The organism is Mesorhizobium sp. WSM4847 (genome assembly GCF_055811335.1).
Map to the genome: position 1 here is coordinate 59,703 of NZ_JBVVPY010000013.1, position 24,612 is coordinate 84,314.

Genomic DNA, 24,612 nt, shown 5'->3' on the forward strand with positions numbered 1-24,612 from the left:
GGGATCGGATAACTGGCTCACCAGATCACCAGGCCCCTTCATGAGGCCCACGGACTTTATGAACTGTCATTTTGAAAAAGCCCGCGCCTCTGGCGGAGAACGCGAGGCGATAACCTCTTACCGAAGAAGGGATAGTCAGGCGGCGATACACAAAACCCCGCCGGAGCGGGGTTTTGATTCTAAGGCCGTTGCAGACTTGTTATCGTCCTCGCAATGGCCTGCCACCGTTGCCAGTGGTCTTACAATCCGCCGAAGCGGTAACGGTACCGGCAGCGACTTCGGTGTGTCCTTTCCTGATTTTCCCGGCGTTGTCACCGCCGGCAACCGATCTGGACGACGCTAGTGCTATGGCTGAGGAGGCCCTTGCCCTTCACATCGAAGGGCTTGTGGAAGATGGCGAAGCCATTCCAGAACCCTCCAGCTTGGAAGATGTCATGGCCGACGCCGATAATCGAGACGGCGTCGCAATCTTGGTTGCGGTGAAGACCGAGGCCAAGAAAGCTGTCCGCGTCAACATCACGCTCGCTGAAGATGTTCCAAGCCAAATTGACGCCTTTGCCGAGGCGCACGGTTATACCCGGTCCGGCTTTATCGCGAAGGCGGCTCAAAGAATCATCGAGCTTGAGGGCGGCCGAAAGGCTCGCAGCGCTTAGCAACCGTTTGCGCTACCCAGGGCCTTCCAATGCAAGCGTCCCTATGTGGCCTGGCTTCTGGCGCATCGTCACCGGTTGATTTAGCATCTCCTGATAATCCTCGTGTCAGGCACAAGGCAGCACAACTGCGAGCGGCACCGGGGCGAGGTGAACACGACGACGACATCCGGCTGCCAGGGAGACGGCCAATGCAGAAGCTGCAATCGCAAGGCGTCCATCACATCACGCTGGTCGGCGCCGGGCGCCAGACCTCGATCGATTTCTGGGAAGGCGTGCTTGGCATGCCTTTCATCTTCGAGCAGCCCAACCTCGACAAGGCCAGCGAAAGCCACCTCTATTTCGATCCGGGCGACGGCCGGCTGATCACCATCTTCACCGACGAGAGCCGCACGCCGGTCAAACGGCGCACGCCGACCGATCCGGGCTGCGTCCATCACATCGCGTTTGCGGTGTCGCGGGTCACCTTCCTGCAGGCGGTCGCCCGGCTCGACGAGCGCGCCATCAAGCACAGCGGCGTCAAGGATCGCGGTTTTATGGATTCGATCTACTTCGAGGATCCGCTCGGCCTGCTGATCGAGCTCGCTTCCTACCGTTTCGAGCCGCCGGCGGGATTTACCCATGCCGACGTGCTGATGCAGGCGCACAAGCTTCGCGTCGCGCGCGGCGACTACGCAATCGCCGAAGTGCATCTCGCCGACGCGATCCAGGCGCTGGTCGAGCGCTCCCGTGCGACCTTGTCAGAAGACCGCGCGCCGAAAAATCCATACTGACGACAGGCCAAAAAAGGGAGGAACACAATGGCAAAGACGACCACGAAAAGTGCGAAGAAGCTGGCCGCCAAGGCCGCTACGAAACCAGCTGCCAAGGCGACAAAACCTGCGGCCAAGGCGACAACGCCTGCGGCCAAGGCGTCAGGCGCTTCCGCCGAGCCGGCAGCGAAAGCCGCCGCAAAAGCTGCAGGTAAGGCGTCCGCGAAATCCGCGCGGAAGACCAAGGCGAAATCAGGAAAGAAGCCTGCGCTGACGCTCAGCATGCTGAAGCCGAGCGTCAACAATATGAGCGTACGGGTGTTTGCGCGCGCGGCCGGGCTCGACCATTCCGAGACCGACGTATGGGGCCACACGCGCTCGCCCGAGTATATGGCGCGAAACCCGGCCCATCTGACGCCGATGATCGAGGACAAGGGCCTGCCCAGGGGCGTGTTGTGGGAAAGCTGCGCCATCATGCAGTATCTCGCCAACAAGCACGGGCTGGACAAATTATATCCCAAGGCGCCGGCCAAGCGGGCGATGATCGACAGCGCCATGTTCTATCTGATCGGCACGCTCTACCCCTATGTGGCGCGCGCCACCTATCCTGCGCTGAATTTCCCGCAATATGCCGGCGAGGTCGGCCACAGCGACGCTCATCCCGACAAGAAGGCGGAAGCCCAGAAGGCCGCTATAGCAGCGATAGCCGAGCCGCTGGAGGTCTTTCACAGCTTCTTCAGGAACGGCAAGCCGTTCATCGGCGGCAAGAACCCGTCGATTGCCGACATCCGCCTGGCGGCGACGCTCGAATTCCTGGCCGCCATCGACTACGCGCTGCCCCAATGGGCGAAGGAGTACATGACGGCGATCGAAAAGAAGCTCGGCAAGGCCTATGCCGAGCCGGCGGCCGACGTGCGCGGCTATATCGCCCATGTGAAGTCGCAGGCCGGGGCGTGAGGCTTTCACTCTCACGGTTTTGCTTGCCCAGGCCGATCTAAACCGAGCCCGAAGGCCCGCGGCCTTTTACGGGACGTAAGAATGTTTGAAGCGTCGACGACGAAGCGACGATTGACCTGGAGGCAGCGGTCCTGATGATCAGGCCTGCGCGGGTGGCGTCCATAGAAGGGACTGTGTATGACCCGCAAACTACCCTTATTCGCCGCGTTCGGCCTGGCGCTTGCTGCCCTGGCGGCGTGTGACCAAACTCAATCGGGAGGAACGCAGGCGACGACCGCTGGCCAATTGCCGCCACCTCCAGCCGACACGATAACGCCGGCACCCGCAACCCCGCCAGCTCAGACAGCCCCTGTTCAGTAGCAGATCGTCGTTTTCAAAAAGGAACCCTCGCCCCGAGAGGCGGGGGTTCGCTTTTGCCATTTCAGCTGCAAAGCGGTGCGGCATGACTGATGCTGCGCTTGTCGTTCAGGGACCGAACATTACAAGCTCGGTGAACGACAGATCTCCAAGCGAGGGTGGTCTGGGACCCCTAAAATATTTCAGCCCGCTGTTGGCGCGGTACCACCCGAACAGACCTCCAATCGGCTCCCTGGCGTCGACGACGCAAAGCAGGATGCCGCTTCGCAAGAGAAAGCGCCCGATGGCACCGGCGCACCGGCTCAAATCCGCGAGGGAGCGGCAATAGACGATCTGATAGGATGGGATAAGACCGCGCAATATCCGGCGCGGCATCAATACGAAAGGAAACGCTGCTCCGTCGCAAATGCAAATCAATGACCGGCAGCCAAGTGCTGAGTGTTCCGAGAGTATGTACCTCTCGCTGTCGGACAGCATCGCCATTTCCGCAAGATCGGGACGAGCTTCAAGCACGCGACATGACCGCTGCGCCGAACTAAAAGCCGGCAAGAAGGCAAATTGTCCGGTGGTGAAGGGCCGAAAACCGAGCGCCCAGTTGGCTTTCAACGTTGCGGGCGCCGGCGAAATATTGGTGTAGGTCACGTCCCTTCGCTTGAGAATCGTCGTGACCAATTTGGCGCCATAGGGACGGAATTCTTCATCGACGGACCAGCTTGAAAGGTTGCAGCGGACTTCGTCGCCTTCCTGCCCGGGATAACGGGTATAAAGGGTCAGCACAACGCCGACGATCCGATCGGCCTTCTCCAAGGCCAAGCCGTATTGTGGGAACTCGGCGACGGGAGGCCGCTGCGACAAACGGGTCAGCGCCTGTATCCAGTAACTCCGGTCACGCTTCGGAAACCCCCGGCACAGGCAGTCGACCACTCCTTGCCAATCTGCTTCGCGAATTGGTCGACAGCGAACGCCAGGAGGGAGAGCGCCAAGCACGGCCATAAGTCGACTTCCAGAATAGGCTAAAGCGCGCCGCGGCTGAACGGATCCAATGCGACGCGCTTAAGTTCTTGTTTTTATGCATGTCGTTATCGCAAAAACGCTGCGCACCTTCGGGTCAGGCACGAGGCATGCTTTTGCGCGACATGCATTGGTTACGTCGATATGCCTCATACGCTAACACGTTAGTGTACAACGATTAATAATATGTGCCGCATTTAAAGACGACTTTCCGCACTGATCACGAAGACGCAAATCAGATTGGCCACGACGCGTCGACGAGCGGTTCCCGTCGGTTAAGGATCCGTTAACCAAATCCCTATCTACTGGTCGGCAATTCACCTCCAACCCGTGACCACGGATGTACTGGCGCGGTCGAGGTGGAAGGAAAGGTCGGCCATGTGCCGGCCTTTTTGTCTCGCGGGCTATTGTCCCCGGGAAGCCGCGGCTTCAAGCGCAGCGGCACGCTGATCGGGCCGCCGATTCAGCCAAGCGTTGTTCGATGGCGTCACCTCGAGCGATCGGACCGGTTCACCAGATATCAGTATTGCCCGCGTCTCGCATTGACATGGCGTGCCAATTCCGGCGTCTCGAAGACGTAGTCGCTCCAGGCCGATTCCGGAATCTGACCGACCAGATAGCATTCCAGCAAAAGACTTTGCTCAGGACTGAGAGGTCTCGGCGCGCGCTCATGGTCCATTCTCAGCGAGTGAAACAGACTTCTGGGCGAGTGAAGCAGATTTCCGGGCAAGTGAAACAGATTTCTGGTCACGTTCGAGACAGTGAAGTGGATCGACATGTGTTCGGTCTCCTTTGGCCATCCAGCGCCCAGGGATCGGGATCGATCTCCGCTCCGCTGCCTTCGGCTCGGAAAGGACCATGCGCCAAATCAAAACGCTACAGCTTGTATTGTGCGTCCAAAGCGACGCGCGGCGCTGCAATGGCTGTTTAACGTCGAAGGCCGGATAAGGTTCAACGCGGCTGGCGGTAACGCCGATCAGGCAGCCCGAAACCCACCAGGTCGGCTCATGCTCTCGGCCTGCGCGTCTGACCGAACCGCTGCGGCAGCTGCTCAGCAACGTTTTCAAGGCGGCGCATCTTTTTAGCTGCTAGCGCTTGAATGCCGGCTGGCTATTCGCAGACCATGCGGACCCGTTTTCCGGGTTGGCTGACGTTCCTGCAGGTGAGCGGTTTCGCCGGCTCGGATGACGGCGTCGGCGGCTGTTTGGCAATCCTGGCGATTTTCCTTCTCGGCGCCGCGGAGGTGTCGATTTTGCGGGCCGCCGCTGTTTCAGGCGTTTCGGGCGCCGCAGGAAAGATATCGGTCTGCAGCAACTGAGGCCGTCCGGCTTGCGCCTGCTGCGGCGGCCGGTCCCAGAACCGCCGGACATCGAGCGGCCTTGGAATGACGACGGTGCCGTCGTAGCTGCGCGAGCAGCCGCCCCCTAGCAGCAGCATCGGGCACACGAAAAAAGGCAGGATCCGTCGCAACATCGGCAACACCCTTGCGGGATCTATAACGCGGCTTCGGTTCTACCGACAACCGTCGGAATACACTGCGGGCAAGGCTAGCGCATGACCCGGAGAATCGGAATCGATTTCGCTGGGGATCATGCGCAAAAATCAAAGTGCCGCAGCGTCCCTGGCGCGACTTTGGCGCGATTGGGGGTCGGGCATGGACGATTGCCTGCCCAAGCCCATCAGCCCTAAGCCCATTAGCCAAGGGGCGCCTTGCTCGAAAAGGTCCGCGGACGGGAAATCCAGCGCGGGATAGCCACGTCGGCCTATCGGGTCCAGCCGATTCGGCGACGCTTTGCGACAAGACTATGGTGCGATCGCACCATACCAAAGCATGCGTCCGGTTGGAACAATAAGCGCATTCGAGTTCCGCTCCTCCAGTTACGGGCGGGAGCAGCGACCGCCGGCAAGAAGCAGGGTCAGATTTACCCCAACGGACCTGCTTCGGCGATGGCACGGCCATGACCTCCTTGGCCGCATGCAACGCGCTCCCGCCCGGATTTTCTTTTTCGGCGCCAATTGTTCGCCCGTCCAGGCAAATGCCGGCCGCAATTCGCGCAAGCTGCTGATTCCAGCGGCAAACCACGGCTGTACCGGCGAGACCCGCGGCCCTTCCTTTTGGACAGGGCTGTGCGGCGGTTACCGGGCTGACATCAAACTGTCATGTGACTGTAATAATCGGGGGCTATGGCCTCAGCGGGCGCCGAAGGAATGGCGCCGAGAGACCATTTTTCCGAACAGGAGCAGGCCACATGAAGAAATTCCTCCTTACGGCGTCGGCCGCGGCGCTTGCGCTCGCCGCGTCGGCTGGTTATGCCGCCGCGCGCGACCAGATTCAAATCGTTGGTTCGTCCACAGTGTTCCCCTTCACGACGGCTGTCGCTGAAAAGCTCGGCCAGAGCGGAAAGATCAAGACCCCGGTTGTCGAGTCGACTGGCACCGGCGGCGGCATGAAGCTGTTTTGCCAGGGCGTCGGCGAAAATACCGCCGACTTCACCAATGCCTCGCGCGCCATTAAGGATAGCGAGCTTAAAACCTGCAAGGCAAACGGCGTGACGCCGGTCGAGATCAAGGTGGGCTTCGACGGCATCGTACTGGCCAACTCGAAGGCAGGGACTGTCGTCGATCTGACCAAGGAACAGGTTTTCAAGGCGCTCGCCAAGAACGTCGCTGTTGACGGCAAGGTCGTCCCCAACCCCTACAAGAACTGGTCGGATGTCGATGCATCGCTTCCCGCGACAAAGATCGAGGTGCTTGGCCCGCCGCCGACTTCCGGCACGCGCGATGCATTCGTCGAGCTCGTCATGGATGCGGCCTGCCAGGAAGAAGTGAAGGCGGCTAATGAAAAGGGCTGCGGCGAGATCCGCGAAGACGGCGCTTTTGTCGAGGCCGGCGAAAACGACAATCTGATCGTCCAGAAGCTGGAAGCCAACCCCAACGCCTTCGGCGTCTTTGGCTTCTCGTTCCTTGACCAGAACGCCGACAAGCTGCAGGGCCACAAGGTCGATGGCGTCGAGCCGACTTTCGAGAACATCGCATCCGGCGATTACGGCGTTTCCCGCTCGCTCTTTGTCTATGCCAAAAAAGAGCATGTCGGCGTCATCCCCGGCATGCAGGAGTTCATCGCCGAGTACACCTCGGAGGCTGCATGGGGTCCTGATGGTTATCTGGCCGACAAGGGCCTGATCCCGCTGCCGGACGCCGAGCGCGCCAAGTCGGCCGAAAACGCCAAGGCCCTGAAGGGCATGGGCTCCTGATGTTTCGGGGGTCCGAGCGTACCGCTCTGACCCCTCATATCCTAGAGCACAAAGCGCGGGACCATAGGTCCCGTGCTTTGAGCCGGTGAATGACCGGCGGTCGAGGGGACGTCCCGAATCATGGTCGGTTATCTCGTTGTTCTTCTGGTGGTTCTGGCCGCTGCTGCCTATTGGCTCGGCCGGACCCGCGCCATTGCCAGCGTCAATGGCAACGTCGCGCGACTGCATTCGCTGCCTGGCCAGCATGGCATGTTTCTGGCGCTTTTTGCTGCCGGTCCCGCGCTGCTTGCGATCGTGTTGTGGTCGCTGGTGACGCCAGGAATTGAATCGTCGATCGTTACCGACCGCTTCTCCTCCGAGTTGTCGGGAATGGGCGTCCCGCAGGTCGAAGCTTTCATCCGCGACGCTCGCGCGATGGCCTTTGGCGGGCTTGTCGGCTTTGCCGATCCAACGAAAGAGGCGGCCGCCGCGCTCTACAAATCGGTCCATGCGACCAGCACCTGGATCATCTGGACCGTCGCGCTCGTGCTTTCCGCGTCCGGATTTTACTGGGCCTATTCACGCATCGCACAGGCCTACCGGGCGCGCCACGTGGTCGAGCGCGTTCTTCGCGCATTCTTGATCGCCTGTTCGGTGGTCGCGATCCTGACGACGATCGGCATCGTCCTGTCGCTGATCTTCGAGTCGCTGCGGTTCTTCCAACAGGTGCCGTTCTACAAGTTCCTGTTCGGCACGCATTGGTCGCCGCAGAGCGCCTTCACCGGCGCGGGAGCGGAGGCCGGGGCGGTCAACGAGGACATTTTTGGCATGGTGCCGCTCTTTGCCGGCACGTTGCTCATCACCTTCATCGCCATGCTGGTGGCTGCGCCTATCGGGCTGATGGCTGCGATCTACCTTTCGGATTACGCCTCCAAAAGCGTCCGCGCGGTCGCAAAGCCGGTTCTGGAAATCCTCGCCGGCATTCCGACCGTCGTCTACGGCTTCTTCGCCGCGCTGACGGTTGCGCCCTACTTCCGCGGTATCGGCGAAAGCCTGGGCCTCAACGTCGCGTCTGAATCCGCGCTCGCCGCAGGCGTGGTCATGGGTATCATGATCATTCCCTTCGTTTCCTCGCTTTCCGACGATGTGATCAACGCCGTTCCGCAATCCCTGAGAGACGGTTCCGCGGGCCTCGGCGCGACCAAGTCGGAAACCATCCGCAAGGTGGTCCTTCCCGCTGCCCTTCCGGGCATCGTTTCGGCGATGCTGCTTGCCGTCAGCCGCGCAATCGGCGAAACGATGATCGTAGTCATGGCGGCGGGGCTGGCGGCAAACCTCACGGCAAATCCGCTCGAAGCGGTCACCACCGTGACCGTGCAGATCGTGACACTGCTTGTGGGCGACCAGGAGTTCGACAGCGCCAAGACGCTTGCAGCCTTCGCACTCGGCCTGGTGCTGTTCTGCATCACGCTTACCCTCAACATCGTCGCTTTGCGCGTCGTCCAGAAATACCGAGAGCAATATGACTGATGCGATCTCGTCATTCGGCGGCGTCGGACGGCCGGTCAGCGTTCATACCGACGATGCCGCGAAGGCGCGGCTGAAGGGCCGCTACCGCACGGAAAAATGGTTCAAATGGCTCGGCGCCGCAGCTGTCGCGTTGGCCGGCTTGTTCCTTGTGCTGCTCCTGTCGACGATCGTCACGCAGGCGATTCCGGCGCTGCGGCAGAACTATGTGACGCTGCCGATCGATCTTTCAGCGGCCAAGGTCGACCCGGCGAAACTCGACGAAGTGAACTACGACGCCATCGCTCAGGAAGCGCTTACGGCAAAATTTCCGGATGTGAAGAGCCGCCAGGACAAGCGCCTTCTGCGCGGGCTGATTTCCACCGGCACAGGCGTGTTCCTGCGCAAGGATATTGCGGCTGATCCGGGGATGCTCGGAGGAACGGTGGACTATGCGGTTCCAGTTGACGATTTTGCCGACCTCTATCTCAAGGGTTTGCTTGCCGACGTCGGTTCGGACGAAGCGATTTCGACAAGCGTCACGCCTTCGGAAACCAGCGGCGACATCGATCTGACCTTCGGCGACGATGCCATGCTGGCGCTGGCGCGCGGCCATGGTGCGACCGAGGGCGAAAACGGCATGTTTACGCTGACGAGCGGCGCGTCGTCGCTGCTGGTCGCGTTCAATGGCGGCACGGTCAAGCTGACCTCGCTGTCGTCTGCGGCCAACGGCACGGTGATCGCAAAAGGCACGGTGATCGAGGCGCTGGACAGCACGGCGCCCGCCGCGAGCGGCCAGGCATTCCTGCGCGTCATCGAGACGCCGGAAGCATCGCGAAAGATTTCGGACAAGGTGATCGTCTGGCTCGACACGCTGAAGAGCGCCGGCCTGATCGAAAGCCGGTTCAACTCGATCTTCTTCTTCACCGGCGCAAGCCGCGAGCCGGAATTGGCTGGTGTCTGGGGCGCGGTCGTCGGATCGTTCCTGACCATGATCGTAACCCTCGCAATCGCCTTCCCGATCGGCGTTTCAGCGGCGATCTATCTTGAGGAATTTGCGCCCAAGAACCGGCTGACGACGATGATCGAAGTGAATATCAACAATCTGGCGGCGGTGCCTTCGATCGTCTTCGGCCTGCTTGGACTTGCCGTATTCCTGAATTTCTTCGGCATGCCGCGCTCAGCCCCGGTGGTCGGCGGCATGGTGCTGGCGCTGATGACCCTGCCGATCATCATTATCGCCTCGCGCGCTTCGCTGCGCGCCGTGCCGCCTTCGATCCGCGAGGCGGCGCTTGGCATCGGAGCGTCCAAGGTCCAGACCGTATTCCATCACGTCCTGCCACTGGCGATGCCGGGCATCATGACCGGCACCATCCTCGGAATGGCGCATGCGCTCGGCGAAACCGCGCCGTTGCTGATGATCGGCATGGTCGCCTTCATCGTCGACATTCCCGGCGGCTTCACCGATCCCGCGACGATCCTGCCGGTGCAGATTTTCATGTGGGCGGATTTCCCGGAAGCGGGGTTCCAGCAGAAGACTTCGGCGGCGATTTTGATTTTGCTGGTGTTTTTGGTCATCATGAACGCCATCGCGGTGATACTGCGCAGGCGCTTCGAGCGGCGCTGGTAAGGAGTAGAGGATATGAACATCATGACGGAAGCCGGCGTCGAGCAGAAACTGAGCAGCGCAACCAACGCCCCTTCGATCAAGATGAAGGGCGAAAAGGTCTCTGTTCACTACGGCGAGAAGCGAGCTCTGTTCGACGTCGATCTCGATGTCCGCGAGCATCAGGTGACGGCGTTGATCGGGCCATCGGGCTGCGGCAAGTCGACGTTCCTGCGTTGCCTGAACCGAATGAACGACACCATCGATATCGCGCGGGTGAGCGGCAAGATCACGCTCGACGGCGAGGACGTCTACGATCCGAAAATCGATGTCGTCGAGCTGCGAGCTCGCGTCGGCATGGTATTCCAGAAGCCGAATCCGTTTCCGAAGTCGATCTACGAAAACGTCGCCTACGGTCCGCGCATCCACGGCCTGGCCAGGAGCAAGGCCGAGTTGGACGGCATCGTCGAATCGAGCCTGAAGAAGGCCGGCCTGTTCAACGAGGTCAAGGATCGCCTGCTCGAGTCGGGTACCGGACTGTCCGGCGGACAGCAGCAGCGCCTGTGCATCGCGCGCGCCATCGCGGTGTCGCCGGAAGTGATCCTGATGGACGAGCCCTGTTCGGCGCTCGATCCGATCGCCACCGCCCGCGTCGAGGAACTGATCGACGAACTGCGCCAGAACTATACGATCGTCATCGTCACCCATTCGATGCAGCAGGCGGCGCGCGTGTCGCAACGCACGGCGATGTTCCATCTCGGCTATCTGGTCGAGGAGGGCGCGACCGACAAGATGTTCACCAACCCCGACGACAAGCGCACCCAGGACTACATCACCGGCCGGTTCGGCTGAGCGGTCCGGCGAATTTCGAACACGAGGACAGCACCATGGGTGAACACACCGTCGCATCTTTCGACGAGGAACTGGAGCACATCGACCGGCTGATCCGCGACATGGACGAGCTCGCCGCCGCAATGGTCGCGGCCTCGATCCGCGCGTTGCTTGCGTCGGACAATGCGATGGCGCAGCGCGTCGTCTCGGACGACGCCATCATGGATGCGAGGCAGCGCGAACTCGATGACAGCGCCATCACGCTGATCGCCAAGCGGCAGCCGATGGCGCAGGATCTGCGCGCCGTGGTTGGCGCAATCCGCATGGCGGGCGATCTCGAGCGCATCGGCGATCTGGCCAAGAACATAGCCAAGCGGGTCAGCGCAGTCGGGCAGAGCGCGACGCCGCGTAATCTGTCGCACGGTATCGACGCGATGGCGGACCTCGTTCTTGTGCAGCTGCGCGGCGTGGTCGAGCACTATGTGTCGCGCGATGCCGGCGCGTTGAAGGAACTGCGCGCCGACGACCAGAAGATCGACGTGAAATACACGGCGGTTTTTCGCGAGCTCCTGACCTACATGATGGAGGATCCGCGCAACATCACCGCCTGCACGCACCTTCTGTTCTGCGCCAAGAATCTCGAGCGTATCGGCGATCACGTCACCAACATCGCCGAAAACGCCTACTTTGTCGTGACCGGGCAGCAATTGCCGGCGGATCGCCCGAAGCTCGACGAAACGACGATGTCGGCGCCGGCGACATGACAGGAGTGACCGGCCGATGATCGCGCCGCGCATCATGGTGGTGGAGGATGAAGAGCCGCTGGGCGTCCTCCTCCGTTATAATCTGGAATCCGAAGGCTATCAGGTCGAGGTGGTGACGCGCGGCGACGAGGCCGAAATCCGGCTGCAGGAAAACGTGCCCGATCTTTTGGTGCTCGACTGGATGGTGCCGGCGGTTTCCGGCATCGAGCTTTGCCGGCGGCTTCGGGTGCGCCCCGAAACCGAGCGGCTGCCGATCATCATGCTGACCGCGCGCGGCGAGGAGAGCGACCGGGTGCGCGGCCTTTCGACCGGAGCCGACGACTATCTGGTCAAGCCGTTCTCGACACCGGAATTCATGGCCAGGGTCAAGGCGTTGCTGCGCCGCGCCAAGCCGGAAGTGTTGTCCAGCGTGCTCAAGGTCGGCGACATCATGCTCGATCGTGAATCGCACCGGGTCTATCGCAAGAAGAGCGAGATCCGGCTCGGGCCGACCGAATTCCGGCTGCTCGAATTCATGATGCGCCACCCGGGCCGGGTCTTCTCGCGCAGCCAGTTGCTCGACAATGTCTGGGGCGAGACGATCTACATCGACGAGCGCACGGTGGACGTCCATGTCGGCCGGTTGCGCAAGGCGGTCAACAATGGTCGCATGCCCGATGTCATCCGCACCATCCGCGGCGCGGGCTATGCGATCAGGGAAGACTAGGGGATGTGCTGATATTCAGGTGATGCCGGCCTGCGAACGGCTGATACCTGCGCTTCCGGTGCTCATCTCATCCAAGAGTACGCTCCGCTCCGGTTCTCGGAACCCGCCATTCTCGACTCGGCCTGACCTGAACCTCAACACACCCCAAGTCGCGACCCGGGAATCCTTCAAGCCACGTTCTTTCCGACCGAGCCGGCTCGTGCCTGGATGCTCGGCGCGAAAATCTCCTGGTCGACGAAGCTTAGCGCCCGCATGGCGCAACCTTCGCGGATCAGCGGCAGCTCGTTCGGCTCGGTGTCGAAGGAAATCAAACCCGAATGCTGGCCGCCGGCGGTCTGGGCGATGGCCTCGCGCAGGGCCGGCTCGATCAGGTCGAAGGCGGCAGCGCTGGCGCCGACCATGGCCACCGGCGCCGGATCGATCAGCGCAAACAGGCTGCCGAGCCCGAAGCCGAGCGCCTCGCCGGCCTTGCGGTAGGCTTCGCGCTCCGGTCCGTCCGTCTCGCGCGCCCGGGCCGCCAGTGCCCGCATCTCGGCGTCGCTGACATCGGCGACCGGCTCGGCGTTCTCGCTCAACAGCCTTGCGTTGCGCCAGATGGCGTAGTTGCCGGCATAAGCCTCGACGCAGCCGCGCCGCCCGCAGCGGCAAAGCGCGCCGCCCGGCCGATGGATCATGTGGCCGAATTCGCCGCCTGAGGAGTGGGTGCCGGTGAACAGCTCGCCCTTCAGCACCAGCCCCATACCGATGCCGTGCGAGAGCAGGATGGCGATGAAATCGTCGCGGTAGCGATCCGGGTGGCGCCAGCGCAGCGCCACGGCCATCATGTTGCAGTCGTTCTCCATGATGGCCGGGATGCCGAACTCGCGTTCCAGAATGTCGGCGAAGGCGATGTTCGTCTGCGGCGTGATCGGTGACCACAACATGGCGCGCGCATGGGAATCGGTGATGCCCTGGATCGCCAGCGCGATGCGGGCGACGCTTTGGACATCGAGGTCGGGATCTTCGAGCCGGCGCCGGACGATGGCGACACATTCGCCGATCAGCGCGTCACGCGACATGGTCAGCGTGTCCAGCCGGCGCTGTTCCTCGGCGACCACTTGTCCGGCATAATCGATGACGGCGACCGACAGGAAATTCAGCGACAACACGACGGCCAACACCGCAGCGGCTTGCGGATTGAGGCTGAGGCCGACCTGCGGCCGGCCGCGTTTCAGCGAAACCGTCTCGCTCGCCTTGCTCTCGGCCAGGATGCCTTCCTGGATCAGGTCGGCAGAGATCGCCGATATGGTCGAATGGCTGAGGCCGGTAGTCGCGGCGATCTCGGTCCGCGACGGCTGGCCTGCCCGGCGCACGGCCGAAATCACCATCGCCCTGTTGCGCCGGCGCAGATCGTCATGACGGATTCCCACCGACATTTTTTGTTTCCTCCTCATCGCCGCGGCCGCTCATGAATCGGAAGCCGTCGGTATGTCGGACAAATACTGGCAGAAGCAGAAGGGGCTGTCATTATTTATTCCGAGCCTCGAAAAAAAGCCCGACAGGACGTCAAAATCCATCAGAATTGGTGTTGACAGTGCTTCGGCGTTGGACCAGTATTTTTTCGAGGCTCGAAAAAATAGAGCCTTTGTGCCGGCCTTCGGGCCAGTTGGTCGCGCCCTACGCGGCGCAGGGAGGAATATCATGAAGAGATTCGCAGCCGCCATTCTGGCGGGGGTCGCCATGTCGCTGACGCTCGCGTCGGCCGCGCAGGCCAAGGACAAGGTCATTGGCGTTTCGTGGTCGAACTTCCAGGAAGAGCGTTGGAAGACCGACGAAGCCGCCATGAAGGCGGCGATCGAGGCCGCCGGCGACAAATATATCTCCGCCGACGCACAGTCCAATCCCGGCAAGCAGCTGACCGACGTCGAAAGCCTGATCTCGCAGGGCGCCAACGCGCTGATCATCCTTGCGCAGGATGCCTCGGCCATCGGTCCGGCGGTGCAGAAGGCGCTGGACGAAGGCATCCCGGTCGTCGGCTATGACCGGCTGATCGAGAACAAGGACGTCTTCTATCTGACCTTCGACAACCAGGAAGTCGGCCGCATGCAGGCCCGCGAAGTGTTCAAGGTGGCGCCGGAAGGCAATTACGTCTTCATCAAGGGCTCGGGCGCCGACCCTAATGCCGATTTCCTGTTCGCCGGCTCCATGGAAGTGCTCAAGGATGCCATCGACAGCGGCAAGATCAAGAATGTCGGCGAGGCTTATACGGACGGCTGGCTTCCCGCCAACGCCCAGAAGAACATGGAACAGTTCCTGACCGCCAACGACAACAAGGTCGATGCGGTGGTTGCCGCCAATGACGGCACCGCCGGTGGCGTCGTCGCGGCGCTGACGGCGCAAGGCCTGGCCGGATCCGTCCCGGTTTCGGGCCAGGACGGCGACCATGCCGCGCTGAACCGTATCGCGCTCGGCACACAGACCGTATCGGTGTGGAAAGACGCGCGCGAGCTCGGCAAGAACGCCGCCGAGATCGCCTCGCAGCTGGCCGACGGCAAGCCGATGACAGACATTGCCGGCGTCAAGGATTTCACCACGCCGGGCGGCAATGTCGTCAAGTCGCTGTTCCTGACGCCGATTGCCATCACCAGGGACAATCTCAACGTCGTCATCGACGCCGGCTGGATCAAGCAGGAAGAGGTCTGCGCCGGCGTGGCGGCGGGCACCGTCCCGGTCTGCAACTGATCCGCCTTCGCCAAAAAACCTGAAACGCCGCGGCTTCACGCCGCGGCGTTTTTTTCAAAAGAGTTGTTTTTCCGCGTCTCGCGGGTAATTTCTAAGCTGCTTCCGGCATCCGCGGCAGACGGCAACGGTGGGAGGACATCATGACCGACACGACTTCCAACACGCCGGTTGCTGATCGGGCGCGTGAATCCGAGCTCAGCCCCTTCGGCCGCTTCCTCAAGGCGACCGAGCTCGACATACGCATGCTCGGCATGGTCGGCGCGCTGCTGATCATCTGGGTTGGAATCCACATCCTGTCGGGCGGGCTGTTCCTCACGCCGCGCAATCTCTGGAACCTGTCGGTGCAGACTTCCTCGGTCGCGATCATGGCGACCGGCATGGTGCTGGTCATCGTGATGCGCAACATCGATCTTTCGGTCGGCTCCGTCGAAGGCGTCATCGGCATGGTGATGGGCGTTGCGCAGGCAGAATTCCTCATCCGCGTCATCGGATTCCAGCTTGGAAATCCCTGGATATGGGTCATCGCACTGGCTGCCGGCGTGGCGCTCGGCCTCATGATCGGCGCGCTTCAGGGCTTCATTATCGCCTATCTCGAGGTTCCGGCCTTCATCGTGACGCTGGGCGGCCTGCTGATCTGGCGCGGCATGGCGTGGCTGATGACGAGCGGGCGCACCGTCGCGCCGCTCGATGCCACGTTCCAGCTGATGGGTGGCGGGCCGCGTGGCTCGATCGGGGCGACCGCGAGCTGGATCGTCGGCATTCTCGCCTGTGTGGCCGTCGCCTTGATGCTGCTCAACGGCCGGTCGCAGCGCAAGCGCTTCAAGTTTCCGTTGCGCCCGGTCTGGGCGGAGAGCCTGCTTGGTGTTGTCGCCTGCGCCGCCATCCTCGGCGCCGTCTGGATCGCCAATTCCTATCCCTGGCCGATCGGCATCGTGCGCCAATACGCCCAGCGGAACGGCATCACCATCCCCGAAGGCGGGCTGTTCATCGCCCATGGCATCGCCATACCGGTGCTGATCGCGGTCGCAGTCGGCATCGTCATGACCTTCATCACCCGGCGCACCCGTTTCGGCCGCTACGTCTTTGCCATCGGCGGCAACCCGGAAGCGGCGGAACTCGCCGGCATCAACACGCGCTGGGTGACCATGAAAGTGTTCATGATCATGGGCGTTCTGGCCGCGATCAGCGCGGCAATTGCTTCGGCCCGCCTCAATGCGGCGACCAATGCGCTGGGCACGCTGGACGAACTCTTGGTCATCGCAGCAGCCGTCATCGGCGGCACGTCGCTGGCCGGCGGCTCCGGCACGGTGCTCGGCGCCATGCTGGGCGCGCTTCTGATGCAGTCGCTGCAGTCCGGCATGGTGTTGCTCGGCATCGATTCGCCGCTTCAGAGCGTCGTCGTCGGCGCCGTGCTGGTCGTCGCCGTCTGGCTCGACACAGTCTACCGCAAGCGGGTCTGAGCATGATCCCGAGCCGAAGGTCCGCGTCAGCGAAAAGTGGACATCCGTTTCGGTCCAGCATCATGCTCGGCAAAACCATGGAAAGGAACGATCATGGCTGACACGACTGCTCCCACGCCACTGATCGATATGCGCAACATCTCGATTGCCTTCGGCGGCATTCGCGCCGTCGACGATGCGTCGATCGACCTTTTCCCGGGCGAGGTCGTGGCGCTGCTCGGCCACAACGGTGCGGGAAAGTCGACGCTGATCAAGATCCTGTCCGGTGCCTACAAGCGCGATTCGGGCCAGATCTTCGTCAATGGCGAGGAGGCTTCGATCGCCAATCCGCGCGACGCCAAGAAATACGGCATCGAGACGATCTACCAGACGCTGGCGCTCGCCGACAATGTCGACGCCGCCGCCAACCTGTTCCTCGGCCGCGAGCTGATGACCGGCTGGGGCACGCTCGACGATGGCGCCATGGAGGCCGAGGCGCGCAAGGTGATGGGCAGGCTCAATCCCCGCTTCCAGCGATTCAAGGAGCCGGTGGTCAAGCTTTCGGGCGGCCAGCGGCAGTCGGTGGCGATCGCGCGCGCCATCCTGTTCAACGCCCGCATCCTGATCATGGATGAGCCGACGGCGGCGCTGGGACCGCAGGAAACGGCGCAGGTCGGCGAACTGGTCATGCAGCTCAAGGCCGACGGCATCGGCATCTTCCTGATCAGCCATGACATCCACGATGTGTTCGAGCTTGCCGACCGCGTCTGCGTCATGAAGAATGGCCGGGTCGTTGGCACGGCGCGCACCGGCGACGTGACCCAGGACGAGGTGCTCGGCATGATCATCCTGGGCAAGTGTCCGCCAGGCGCCATACCGGGGCCAGGCGCGCTGAAGATCGCCGCCTGAAGCGTCAAATACCTGTCACGTGATATGCCAGCCGTCATGATGGTTTGGCCGCGCCATTGTGTTGCCACGGGGACTTGCCCATAAGATGGGAAACCATGGGTCGCAGCAGCAATTTGAAGAAGTTCTTCCCGATCGTCGCGTTCATTGCCGTCGCGCTGATCAGCCTGACAATGGCGGGATTCGCCTATTTCGCCACCCAGGAAGCGGCGCGCATCAAATTCGAGGCGACGGCGGACGACGCCCTCAACCGGATCGATAGCCGCATCGACCTGCATCTGTCACTGCTGCGATCGACACATGCGCTGTTCGAGGCTCGCAATGGTGACATTTCGCGGGGCGAGTTCAAGGCGTTCTTCGATGCGCTGGGTATCAACGACAATTTCGCCGGCCTGCGCGGCATCGGCTTTCTCCGGCTGGTGAGAGCCGGCGACGAGGCAGCGGTCGAGCGTGCTATCCTGCACGACTATGGCGTCAGCGATGCGATCTATCCGGCCACGACGACGCTGCCATGGCGTGCGCCCATCACGCTGTTCGAGCCGCTGGACCCTTCCAATCAATCCGGCATCGGCTACGACATGTTCACCGAACCGGTGCGGCGCGAGGCGATCGAAAGGGCGATGGCCGACAACCAGCAGCACGCGAGCGGGCGCGTGCAGCTAGGCCAGGAAACAGGTGCTGCGCAGACCTTCACCGGCTTCCTGGTTTTCGTGCGGCTCAACATCGAAACCGCGGCGGACGGCATCGATGCGTCCAGATCCTCGACAACAGGCTTGCTTTATGCGGCGTTCCGCGCCCGCGACCTGTTCCAGACCGCGCTCAGCCGGACGCCGCTGCTGCCGGTCAACATCGAAATCTATGACGGCAAGGTGGATGCCGACCATCTTTTGTTCCAGTCGGAAACGCCGCCGGCGTCGGGCTTCGGCGACAGGTTGCTGGTTTCTCGCGAACTCACCATCGCCGGACGTCCATGGACCGTCCTGTTCAGGCCGACAAGCGCCTTCTCGCAACCGTCCTCGCGCGCCATTCCGGTGATGCTCGGCCTGTTCGGGCTGCTGCTCGCGGGCACCATCGCGCTGGTGGCCCGCTATCAGGAGCGGGCCTATGACGCGGTCTCGCTGCTTCATGAGACGACGGAAAAGAGCCTGCTCGAAAAAGACCTGATGCTGCAGGAGATGAAGCACCGCATCAAGAACTCGATCACGCGGGTGCTGGCGATCGCGCGCCAGACGGCATCGCATGCCACCGACGTCCACGAGTTCTCGTCTTCTTTTTCGGCCCGGCTGCAAGCGATGGCGGCTTCTCAGGACATGCTGACGCGCTCGCGCTGGCAGAAGGCCGATCTTGGCGATCTCTTGCGCATCGAGCTTGGCCAGGTGTTCGGCAAGGAGCTTCCTGACGGGATATTGTCGGGGCCAGAGGTGTTGCTCGACGAGACGACGACGCAAGCGCTCGGCCTGACCTTTCACGAACTGGCGACGAACGCGCTAAAATATGGCGAAACCGGCAATTCGGCCATTACCAGGAACGGCGACTGGTCGCTCAAGGTCGACTGGTCGGTCGAAGGCCACAGGAGCGACCGAACGCTGGTTCTCAATTGGCGCGAAGCCGGCAAGAAGAAGCTCGAACCACCGGTCAAAACAGGTTTTGGCACCAAGCTGATCGATCTGAACGTGACGCGCGAATTGCGCGGTACGATCAATCGCGATTTTCACGATAGCGGGCTAAGCGTGGAAATAAGGATCCCGCTGTCGGACTGAAACGCTGCCGCAAACCGGCCGTTTTCGAAAGCGCCCAAATAAAGCGCCCCAAATGAAGCACCCATGTAAACAGAGACCGGCTCGTCCGTTCTCCGCTTCCAATGCCTCTTGCGTTTGAAACGGATCAGCAGCGAGCCGTAAACAGACGGCCACGGTTGTCGCGGTACTGGCAATAGCCATTGCGCAGGTTGCGCACCAGCAGGCCGGTACCGGCACCGATGGCTGCGCCCACCAGCGCACCCTTGCCGCCGTCAATCAGGCCGCCGGCCAGAGCGCCGACACCGGCGCCGACGCCGACATCCTGTTCGGTGGTGCTGCAACCGCTGACCGCGATTGCGGCAACAATGGCAATAATCATCTTCCGCATAGGGTCACTCCTCGCCTTTGTCCTCACTTGTAGCTCCGCCCGTCATTTATCACGCGAAAAAGTGTTTTGCCCTGCTCGATTTCATTGTTGGCTAAGAGAATCTTTTTCGGGGCGCGCGCCGCTCGAGGCAAGCTCGAGGTCGGAAATCTCCACGGAAGCGTCGAGAGTGCCGTCCGGGCGTACGTTCCAGACGATCCGGTCGTAGTCATCCTCTAGTGCCGGATCGACGGAAAGGCATTTGGCAATGATGCGCGGAGCCTGACCCTGCACATCGCCCATGGCAAACGGACGCGCCGCGGTGCACTCCTGAGCGGTTTCGAAAACGCTCACCGATACGGGCAGTTCGCGGCACTCGGTCATCGTGTTCGAACAGCCGATGACCAGCAGCACGGCAGCGATATGTTCCATGGCGACGGTCCTCCCGCGATAGAACGGGCCACATCCGCCAAAGTTCCGGCGATACAGGCCCGCGCGAACATGGAGAACAGGCCGACATCAGGCAAGCACGAGCCGCCGGCCGCTTTGCGTCCGACGCTTTGCTTTAAATTGTTATCGCAAAACCGCTGCATACCCTTGGTTCAGGCCCGAGGGGCTTACTTCTGCGCGAATGCATCAGACCAACTGGAACGCGGCGGCCAGGACGACCACTGCAGCTAGCCCGATTGCGGCGAGGCCGGGAATCGGCAGGGAATCACGGGGCGACCGCATTGCGGATGCTTCGAGATCCTGAAACCCGCTCATCGAAACGCGTGCGGCCTGTTCCAGCCTGTTGATGTCGGCAATCGTCAAAGCCATTTCTCCCGTAGTGCGCAGCAAACTGCGATCGAAAACGTCGTGCGGAGTGGTGCCTGAGAAAAACAGCATCGAACCTTATGGTGAACAGATGGTTAAAGCCGGCGCGGCTGGTATCAATCCCCACCCCTCTTGGCCCCAACCCCCTCGGCCAGTTCTCTTGGGCTCGGCTGTTGCCCGTTCAATCCGTCTCGAAATTGCTGCGAGGAACGACGAGATGGTATTCGAGACGATCCCCGCTGATTTCAAGTTTCGCCGTGCCGTTCAACGACGCAGGCACGACGCGCTCGAGCGCGACGCTGCCAAAGCGCTTCTCGCTGGGCTGATTGTCATTGGCTCCGATGGCCTCGGCCCATGTCAGCGACAGCGCGGTCTCGCCAGCGGCAGCGGCCGTCAGATCGGCCGTCACCTCGACGAAGCCGTCGGCTCGCGACAGAGCGCCGTAGCTGACAGAATTGACGGCAAGCTCGTGCATGGCCAAGCCGATATGCAGGGCCGCATTGGGATTGAGGTATGGGTTTGCACCGCGAAAACGCAGGCTGCGCACTGGGTCGGCGCCATAGCGGCCGACCTGGCCGGACACCAGTTCGCGCAGTGCCGCTCCCCGCCAGTTGGACGAGGTCACCAGGTCCTGGGATGAGGCAAGCGACTGCAGCCGGCCGCGAAAGCGCGTCAGGAAATCACTGAGCGTGTCCGAATAACGGCTGGTCTGGGTGGCGATGCTCTGGATGATCGCCAAAAGGTTCTTCGAACGGTGGCTGACCTCGCGCAGCAGCGTCTTCAGGGTTTGCTCGCGACGTTTCTGCTCGGTCGTTTCGACCATGGTGGTGACGACGCCCTGCACGGCACCGCCGTCGTCATGATCCGCGTCCACCCATATTTGGAACCAGCGGACGCCATCGTCGGCCGGAATGCTGAACTCAAGATGTTCCGGATTGCCGGATGCGACGACCTTGCGTTTGGCCGCGCCGATGCGCTCCTCCTGCGCAAGCGGCAGGATGCCGATGCCGTCGCCCGTGTCGGAACCCCCCGTGTCGGAAACCCCCGTGCCGGAAATCCCCGTGTCGGCAATCCAGGGCGGGCGCATGTTGCGGGCCCAGACGGTTTTCATCTCGCGATCCTGATAGAGAACCGAAATACCGGCATTGTGCAGTGCATGGAGAAGGGCCCGGCCAACCTGCATTCCACTCTCAGCGGACTGCAAAGCGATGATCTCATCACTCCGTCCGCTGTCTTTCATGTCTCCGGCTCTGGATTGCATCGGTCACTTCACCCGCCCAATGCAGGCTGAACGGCTGACGGAAAATTGGGTTCCAAAAAGAGTCCGCCGAGCGACGTCCTGCTAAGGACACCGCCCGGCGGTAGCTGGAAACCGCTTGAGGGGTGCGGCTCCCAGTGTTCGATCGCAGTTCACGACGCGCGTTTGAACAAGCCCGCAATAAGCGAAATGATCAGGAAAGCGAGAAAGATGAAAAACAATATCTGCGCTATACCAGCCGAGGTGCCGGCGATTCCGCCAAAGCCAAGAGCGCCTGCAATGATCGCAACGACGAGAAATACGAGGGCCCAGTAAAGCATGGTCCATCTCCTTCAAATAGTATGCCAAAAACGTCTTTCGCTGCCGTTTGTTCCAGCATTTCCCGAAAAAGACGATCCCTGGAAAGCTTTCCCATGGAATTGGATCGTCATGCGCAGGTGAATTGCAAGTGACGGTCGCCGGCCGCAAGCGGCCAGCATTACTCATCTGTGGAAAACGGGCGATCAGTGGAACTGTGGAAAGGGGCGCTCACGGCCGGGCTGCCCGGCCTATGCAGCGGCTTTCGCATGCCGGTCGAAGAACAGCGCCTGGCTGATCAGGGCCTTGACCATCTCCGGATTGAACGGCTTGGTGACGAGGAAGGCCGGCTCCGGCCGCTCGCCGGTCAGCAGGCGCTCGGGAAAAGCGGTGATGAAGATCACCGGCACCGGGGTGGTCGACAGGATCTCGTTGACCGCTTCGATGCCCGAGCTGCCGTCGGCAAGCTGGATGTCGGCCAGCACCATCTTCGGCCGCGTCTTGGCGAACATCGCCACCGCCTCGGCATGGGTACGCGCCGTTCCGACAACGCGATGCCCCAGGCTCTCGACCATTTGCTCGATGTCCATGGCGATCAGCGGCTCGTCCTCGATGATCAGCACATCGGTTGCCACCTGGCGGGAAATCTCGTTGCTGGCCTCGGCAAGAAGCTCGGAAAACTCCTGATCGTCGACGTCGAGGATCTCCGCCGCCTCGTCTTCGCTGAAACCTTCGACGGCGACCAGCAGGAAGGCCTGGCGCGGACGGGGTGAGATCGCGTTCAGATTGGCGGCGGCGCGCTGTTCCCACGCCGACTGCGGGTGTTCTTGCGGAACGCGTATGGCGACCGAAGTGAACAGCCTGGCGAAGACCTTGTAGAGCGCGATGCGGTCGTTCGACGCGTTCGGAAAGATGTCGACGTCGGCGATGATGGCTTCGAGCATCGCGGCGACCAGCGCGTCGCCACTCTCCTGCGATCCGGAGACGGCCCGCGAAAAGCGGCGCAGGAACGGCAGGTGTGGAGCGATGGTTGCGGATAGGCTCATGATAGACGTCTCCCTCTGACGTAATTGCATAGGTTGCAGGCCAAGCTGATGACAAGCCCCGAAAATAAACCCTGAAAACATAAACGCCGGCTTTCCGAAAAAGTTCCGAGGGCTTGGAACTAATGTAAGCGGAAGGCGTTTGAGATCGGGACTGGCAACCAGACGAGGGGGCCGCTTGCTTTGCGTCGTGTATTGAAGGGCGGCAGGGTACTGGGAACAAAGGGCGAAATGGCGACATGAGGAAAGACAACACGGCTGGCGCTGCAACGAACAGGCGCCGGGCTGCTTCCGGCGACCCGCTCGGGCCAAACTCGGAAATCGGCCGCAAACTCAAACAATATTACGACGAGCTGGTCTCCGACAGCGTGCCGGATCGCTTCGCCCAATTGCTCAGCCAGTTGGAACAGGCCCAACCTGCACGGAAAAAGGACTGAGGCATGGCGGCCGTCTCCCAGAGCTTCAAGACGGATCTGCTCGCCTCGATTCCGAGCCTGCGGGCCTTTGCCGTGTCGTTGACGCAAAACGCCGACAAGGCCGACGATCTGGTCCAGGAAACGCTGGTGAAGGCGTGGGACAAGCATGAGAGCTTCGAGCCGGGCACCAATCTCAAGGCATGGCTGTTCACCATCCTGCGCAACGAATTCTATTCGCAGATGCGCAAGCGCGGCCGCGAGGTGCAGGATAGCGACGGCATCATGACCGCCAGACTGGCCGTCCATCCGGCCCAGCACGGCCAGCTTGACCTCAAGGACTTTCGGAGCGCGCTCGAGCAATTGCCAGAGGACCAGCGCGAAGCCATCATCCTCATCGGCGCGTCGGGCTTTTCCTACGAGGAAGCCGCCGAAATTTGCGGCTGTGCGGTCGGAACGATCAAGAGCCGCGTCAGCCGCGCCCGCACGCGGCTGCAGGAAATCCTGAAGATTTCCGGCGACGACGAGTTTGGCCCGGATGCTATCTCGGCTCAGGTGACGGGGTCGAACGCCGCCTGAATACGGATCACCGGTAATGTCGGACCTGGTAATCGGGCTCCGGTTTGCGGACATCACACAACCGGACATCAAACAACAGGTCTGCGCCCGCACGCCGACGCCACTGCCTCCACGAGATCGTCTCCCGAATAGGGCTTGGTGACCAATCTGACATCGGGAAATGTCACCTTGATTTCGTCCATGTCGGAATAGCCCGAGGCGAAGACGAAAGGCACGCCCGATTCGCGCAGCCGCGAAGCGAAATCGAGTGTCGAAGTGCCGCCTAGCATGAGGTCGACGATGGCCGCGTCGAATCGCGAGGCAATGCTCTGCCGATCGACCTCAGCCAGATCGCGGGCGACGACCACATCGCCGGCGCCATAGTCGCGGCAAAGCTGCTCGACATCCATGGCGATCAGGAATTCATCCTCCAGAACTAGAATCCGCAATCCGTCCAGCAATGGGGGCACGTGGCAATGTCTCCGTGGGGCGCAGGGAACAGGGAGCGCAAGGGATAGAGGAGTCATGATCCCTATTTGGCTTCCTGTCATTTAAAGTTATTTCGCATCCTGTCATTTAAAAAAGACATGCCGCCGCAGATGGCGGAACTTCGACGCCGGCAGGGCGTTTGCTATCGTCCTCCGGAGAGGGCGCCCTCCGGACGAGGGCTTCGAAGAGGGATAGA

Annotated in this window: 25 protein-coding genes and 1 pseudogene; 15 read left to right on the forward strand and 11 right to left on the reverse strand. The window is 61.7% G+C overall.

Going from position 1 to position 24,612, the window contains the following annotated elements; genetic code table 11:
* The first annotated feature begins 244 nt into the window (after positions 1-244).
* The 3 genes and pseudogenes from AC0L28_RS19650 (at position 245) to AC0L28_RS19660 (ending at position 2,359) form a co-directional block, all read left to right on the forward strand.
* Positions 245-653 (forward strand): annotated as a pseudogene (locus tag AC0L28_RS19650) (type II toxin-antitoxin system HicB family antitoxin).
* Positions 654-841: 188 nt separating this feature from the next.
* A complete protein-coding gene (locus AC0L28_RS19655; protein WP_027153486.1) occupies positions 842-1,423 on the forward strand; it encodes a VOC family protein in 582 nt (193 codons plus the stop codon).
* Between the two features lie 27 nt (positions 1,424-1,450).
* Positions 1,451-2,359 (forward strand): glutathione S-transferase family protein, encoded by a 909-nt coding sequence (locus AC0L28_RS19660; RefSeq protein ID WP_473479694.1) that lies wholly within the window; start codon positions 1,451-1,453, stop codon positions 2,357-2,359.
* Between the two features lie 465 nt (positions 2,360-2,824).
* Here the strand turns inward: AC0L28_RS19660 and AC0L28_RS19665 are convergent, their stop codons facing one another.
* From AC0L28_RS19665 to AC0L28_RS19675, 3 genes are all read right to left on the reverse strand, one after another.
* Positions 2,825-3,709 (reverse strand): hypothetical protein, encoded by an 885-nt coding sequence (locus tag AC0L28_RS19665; protein ID WP_473479697.1) that lies wholly within the window; start codon positions 3,707-3,709, stop codon positions 2,825-2,827.
* A 538-nt stretch (positions 3,710-4,247) separates the two neighbouring features.
* Positions 4,248-4,505 (reverse strand): hypothetical protein, encoded by a 258-nt coding sequence (locus AC0L28_RS19670; protein WP_128175409.1) that lies wholly within the window; start codon positions 4,503-4,505, stop codon positions 4,248-4,250.
* A 332-nt stretch (positions 4,506-4,837) separates the two neighbouring features.
* Positions 4,838-5,200 (reverse strand): hypothetical protein, encoded by a 363-nt coding sequence (locus AC0L28_RS19675; RefSeq protein WP_473479701.1) that lies wholly within the window; start codon positions 5,198-5,200, stop codon positions 4,838-4,840.
* 776 nt (positions 5,201-5,976) lie between these two features.
* Here AC0L28_RS19675 and AC0L28_RS19680 point away from each other — a divergent pair.
* The 6 genes from AC0L28_RS19680 (at position 5,977) to phoB (ending at position 12,373) form a co-directional block, all read left to right on the forward strand.
* A complete protein-coding gene (locus AC0L28_RS19680; protein WP_023797091.1) occupies positions 5,977-6,981 on the forward strand; it encodes a PstS family phosphate ABC transporter substrate-binding protein in 1,005 nt (334 codons plus the stop codon).
* 120 nt (positions 6,982-7,101) lie between these two features.
* Positions 7,102-8,490 (forward strand): phosphate ABC transporter permease subunit PstC, encoded by a 1,389-nt coding sequence (pstC, locus tag AC0L28_RS19685; protein ID WP_023797092.1) that lies wholly within the window; start codon positions 7,102-7,104, stop codon positions 8,488-8,490.
* The gene (gene pstA, locus AC0L28_RS19690; protein WP_023797093.1) at positions 8,483-10,096 is read left to right on the forward strand and encodes a phosphate ABC transporter permease PstA; all 1,614 of its coding nucleotides are present in this window, start codon (positions 8,483-8,485) and stop codon (positions 10,094-10,096) included. Before pstC ends, pstA begins: the two co-directional genes overlap by 8 nt.
* Before the next feature lie 12 nt (positions 10,097-10,108).
* The gene (pstB, locus tag AC0L28_RS19695; protein ID WP_023797094.1) at positions 10,109-10,924 is read left to right on the forward strand and encodes a phosphate ABC transporter ATP-binding protein PstB; all 816 of its coding nucleotides are present in this window, start codon (positions 10,109-10,111) and stop codon (positions 10,922-10,924) included.
* A 35-nt stretch (positions 10,925-10,959) separates the two neighbouring features.
* A complete protein-coding gene (phoU, locus tag AC0L28_RS19700) occupies positions 10,960-11,667 on the forward strand; it encodes a phosphate signaling complex protein PhoU (RefSeq protein WP_023797095.1) in 708 nt (235 codons plus the stop codon).
* A 16-nt stretch (positions 11,668-11,683) separates the two neighbouring features.
* A complete protein-coding gene (phoB, locus tag AC0L28_RS19705; protein WP_031254097.1) occupies positions 11,684-12,373 on the forward strand; it encodes a phosphate regulon transcriptional regulator PhoB in 690 nt (229 codons plus the stop codon).
* A gap of 167 nt (positions 12,374-12,540) precedes the next feature.
* On the opposite strand, the gene AC0L28_RS19710 is transcribed toward phoB, so the two are convergent.
* The gene (locus AC0L28_RS19710) at positions 12,541-13,788 is read right to left on the reverse strand and encodes an ROK family protein (RefSeq protein ID WP_473479707.1); all 1,248 of its coding nucleotides are present in this window, start codon (positions 13,786-13,788) and stop codon (positions 12,541-12,543) included.
* Between the two features lie 265 nt (positions 13,789-14,053).
* Here AC0L28_RS19710 and xylF point away from each other — a divergent pair, with 265 nt between their 5' ends.
* The 4 genes from xylF to AC0L28_RS19730 all read left to right on the forward strand — a co-directional run bounded on the left by xylF (position 14,054) and on the right by AC0L28_RS19730 (position 19,199).
* Positions 14,054-15,094: a D-xylose ABC transporter substrate-binding protein gene (gene xylF / locus AC0L28_RS19715; protein WP_091593248.1), complete on the forward strand. Its 1,041-nt coding sequence runs from the start codon at positions 14,054-14,056 to the stop codon at positions 15,092-15,094.
* Positions 15,095-15,234: 140 nt separating this feature from the next.
* Positions 15,235-16,554: a sugar ABC transporter permease gene (locus AC0L28_RS19720; protein ID WP_287259261.1), complete on the forward strand. Its 1,320-nt coding sequence runs from the start codon at positions 15,235-15,237 to the stop codon at positions 16,552-16,554.
* A 93-nt stretch (positions 16,555-16,647) separates the two neighbouring features.
* Positions 16,648-17,442 (forward strand): ATP-binding cassette domain-containing protein, encoded by a 795-nt coding sequence (locus tag AC0L28_RS19725; protein ID WP_236368827.1) that lies wholly within the window; start codon positions 16,648-16,650, stop codon positions 17,440-17,442.
* 113 nt (positions 17,443-17,555) lie between these two features.
* Complete coding sequence (locus AC0L28_RS19730) at positions 17,556-19,199, forward strand: CHASE domain-containing protein (RefSeq protein WP_023797102.1); 1,644 nt, start codon at positions 17,556-17,558, stop codon at positions 19,197-19,199.
* 124 nt (positions 19,200-19,323) lie between these two features.
* Here AC0L28_RS19730 and AC0L28_RS19735 read toward each other — a convergent pair whose 3' ends face one another.
* From AC0L28_RS19735 to AC0L28_RS19760, 6 genes are all read right to left on the reverse strand, one after another.
* Positions 19,324-19,566, reverse strand: a complete 243-nt coding sequence (locus AC0L28_RS19735) for a YtxH domain-containing protein (RefSeq protein WP_473479712.1) — start codon at positions 19,564-19,566, stop codon at positions 19,324-19,326.
* Between the two features lie 81 nt (positions 19,567-19,647).
* Positions 19,648-19,974 (reverse strand): hypothetical protein, encoded by a 327-nt coding sequence (locus tag AC0L28_RS19740; RefSeq protein ID WP_023797104.1) that lies wholly within the window; start codon positions 19,972-19,974, stop codon positions 19,648-19,650.
* A gap of 204 nt (positions 19,975-20,178) precedes the next feature.
* Complete coding sequence (locus AC0L28_RS19745; protein ID WP_287259259.1) at positions 20,179-20,361, reverse strand: hypothetical protein; 183 nt, start codon at positions 20,359-20,361, stop codon at positions 20,179-20,181.
* A 178-nt stretch (positions 20,362-20,539) separates the two neighbouring features.
* Positions 20,540-21,619, reverse strand: a complete 1,080-nt coding sequence (locus tag AC0L28_RS19750) for a sensor histidine kinase (RefSeq protein WP_023797106.1) — start codon at positions 21,617-21,619, stop codon at positions 20,540-20,542.
* A gap of 149 nt (positions 21,620-21,768) precedes the next feature.
* Complete coding sequence (locus tag AC0L28_RS19755; RefSeq protein ID WP_023797107.1) at positions 21,769-21,936, reverse strand: DUF1328 domain-containing protein; 168 nt, start codon at positions 21,934-21,936, stop codon at positions 21,769-21,771.
* Between the two features lie 228 nt (positions 21,937-22,164).
* Positions 22,165-22,959 (reverse strand): response regulator, encoded by a 795-nt coding sequence (locus AC0L28_RS19760; protein ID WP_023797108.1) that lies wholly within the window; start codon positions 22,957-22,959, stop codon positions 22,165-22,167.
* Positions 22,960-23,195: 236 nt separating this feature from the next.
* Here AC0L28_RS19760 and AC0L28_RS19765 point away from each other — a divergent pair, with 236 nt between their 5' ends.
* Complete coding sequence (locus tag AC0L28_RS19765) at positions 23,196-23,393, forward strand: NepR family anti-sigma factor (protein WP_027153467.1); 198 nt, start codon at positions 23,196-23,198, stop codon at positions 23,391-23,393.
* A 3-nt stretch (positions 23,394-23,396) separates the two neighbouring features.
* Complete coding sequence (locus tag AC0L28_RS19770; protein WP_023797110.1) at positions 23,397-23,948, forward strand: RNA polymerase sigma factor; 552 nt, start codon at positions 23,397-23,399, stop codon at positions 23,946-23,948.
* Positions 23,949-24,016: 68 nt separating this feature from the next.
* On the opposite strand, the gene AC0L28_RS19775 is transcribed toward AC0L28_RS19770, so the two are convergent.
* Positions 24,017-24,337, reverse strand: coding sequence for a response regulator (locus tag AC0L28_RS19775; RefSeq protein WP_473479880.1), 321 nt, complete (start codon positions 24,335-24,337; stop codon positions 24,017-24,019).
* Positions 24,338-24,612 lie beyond the last annotated feature (275 nt).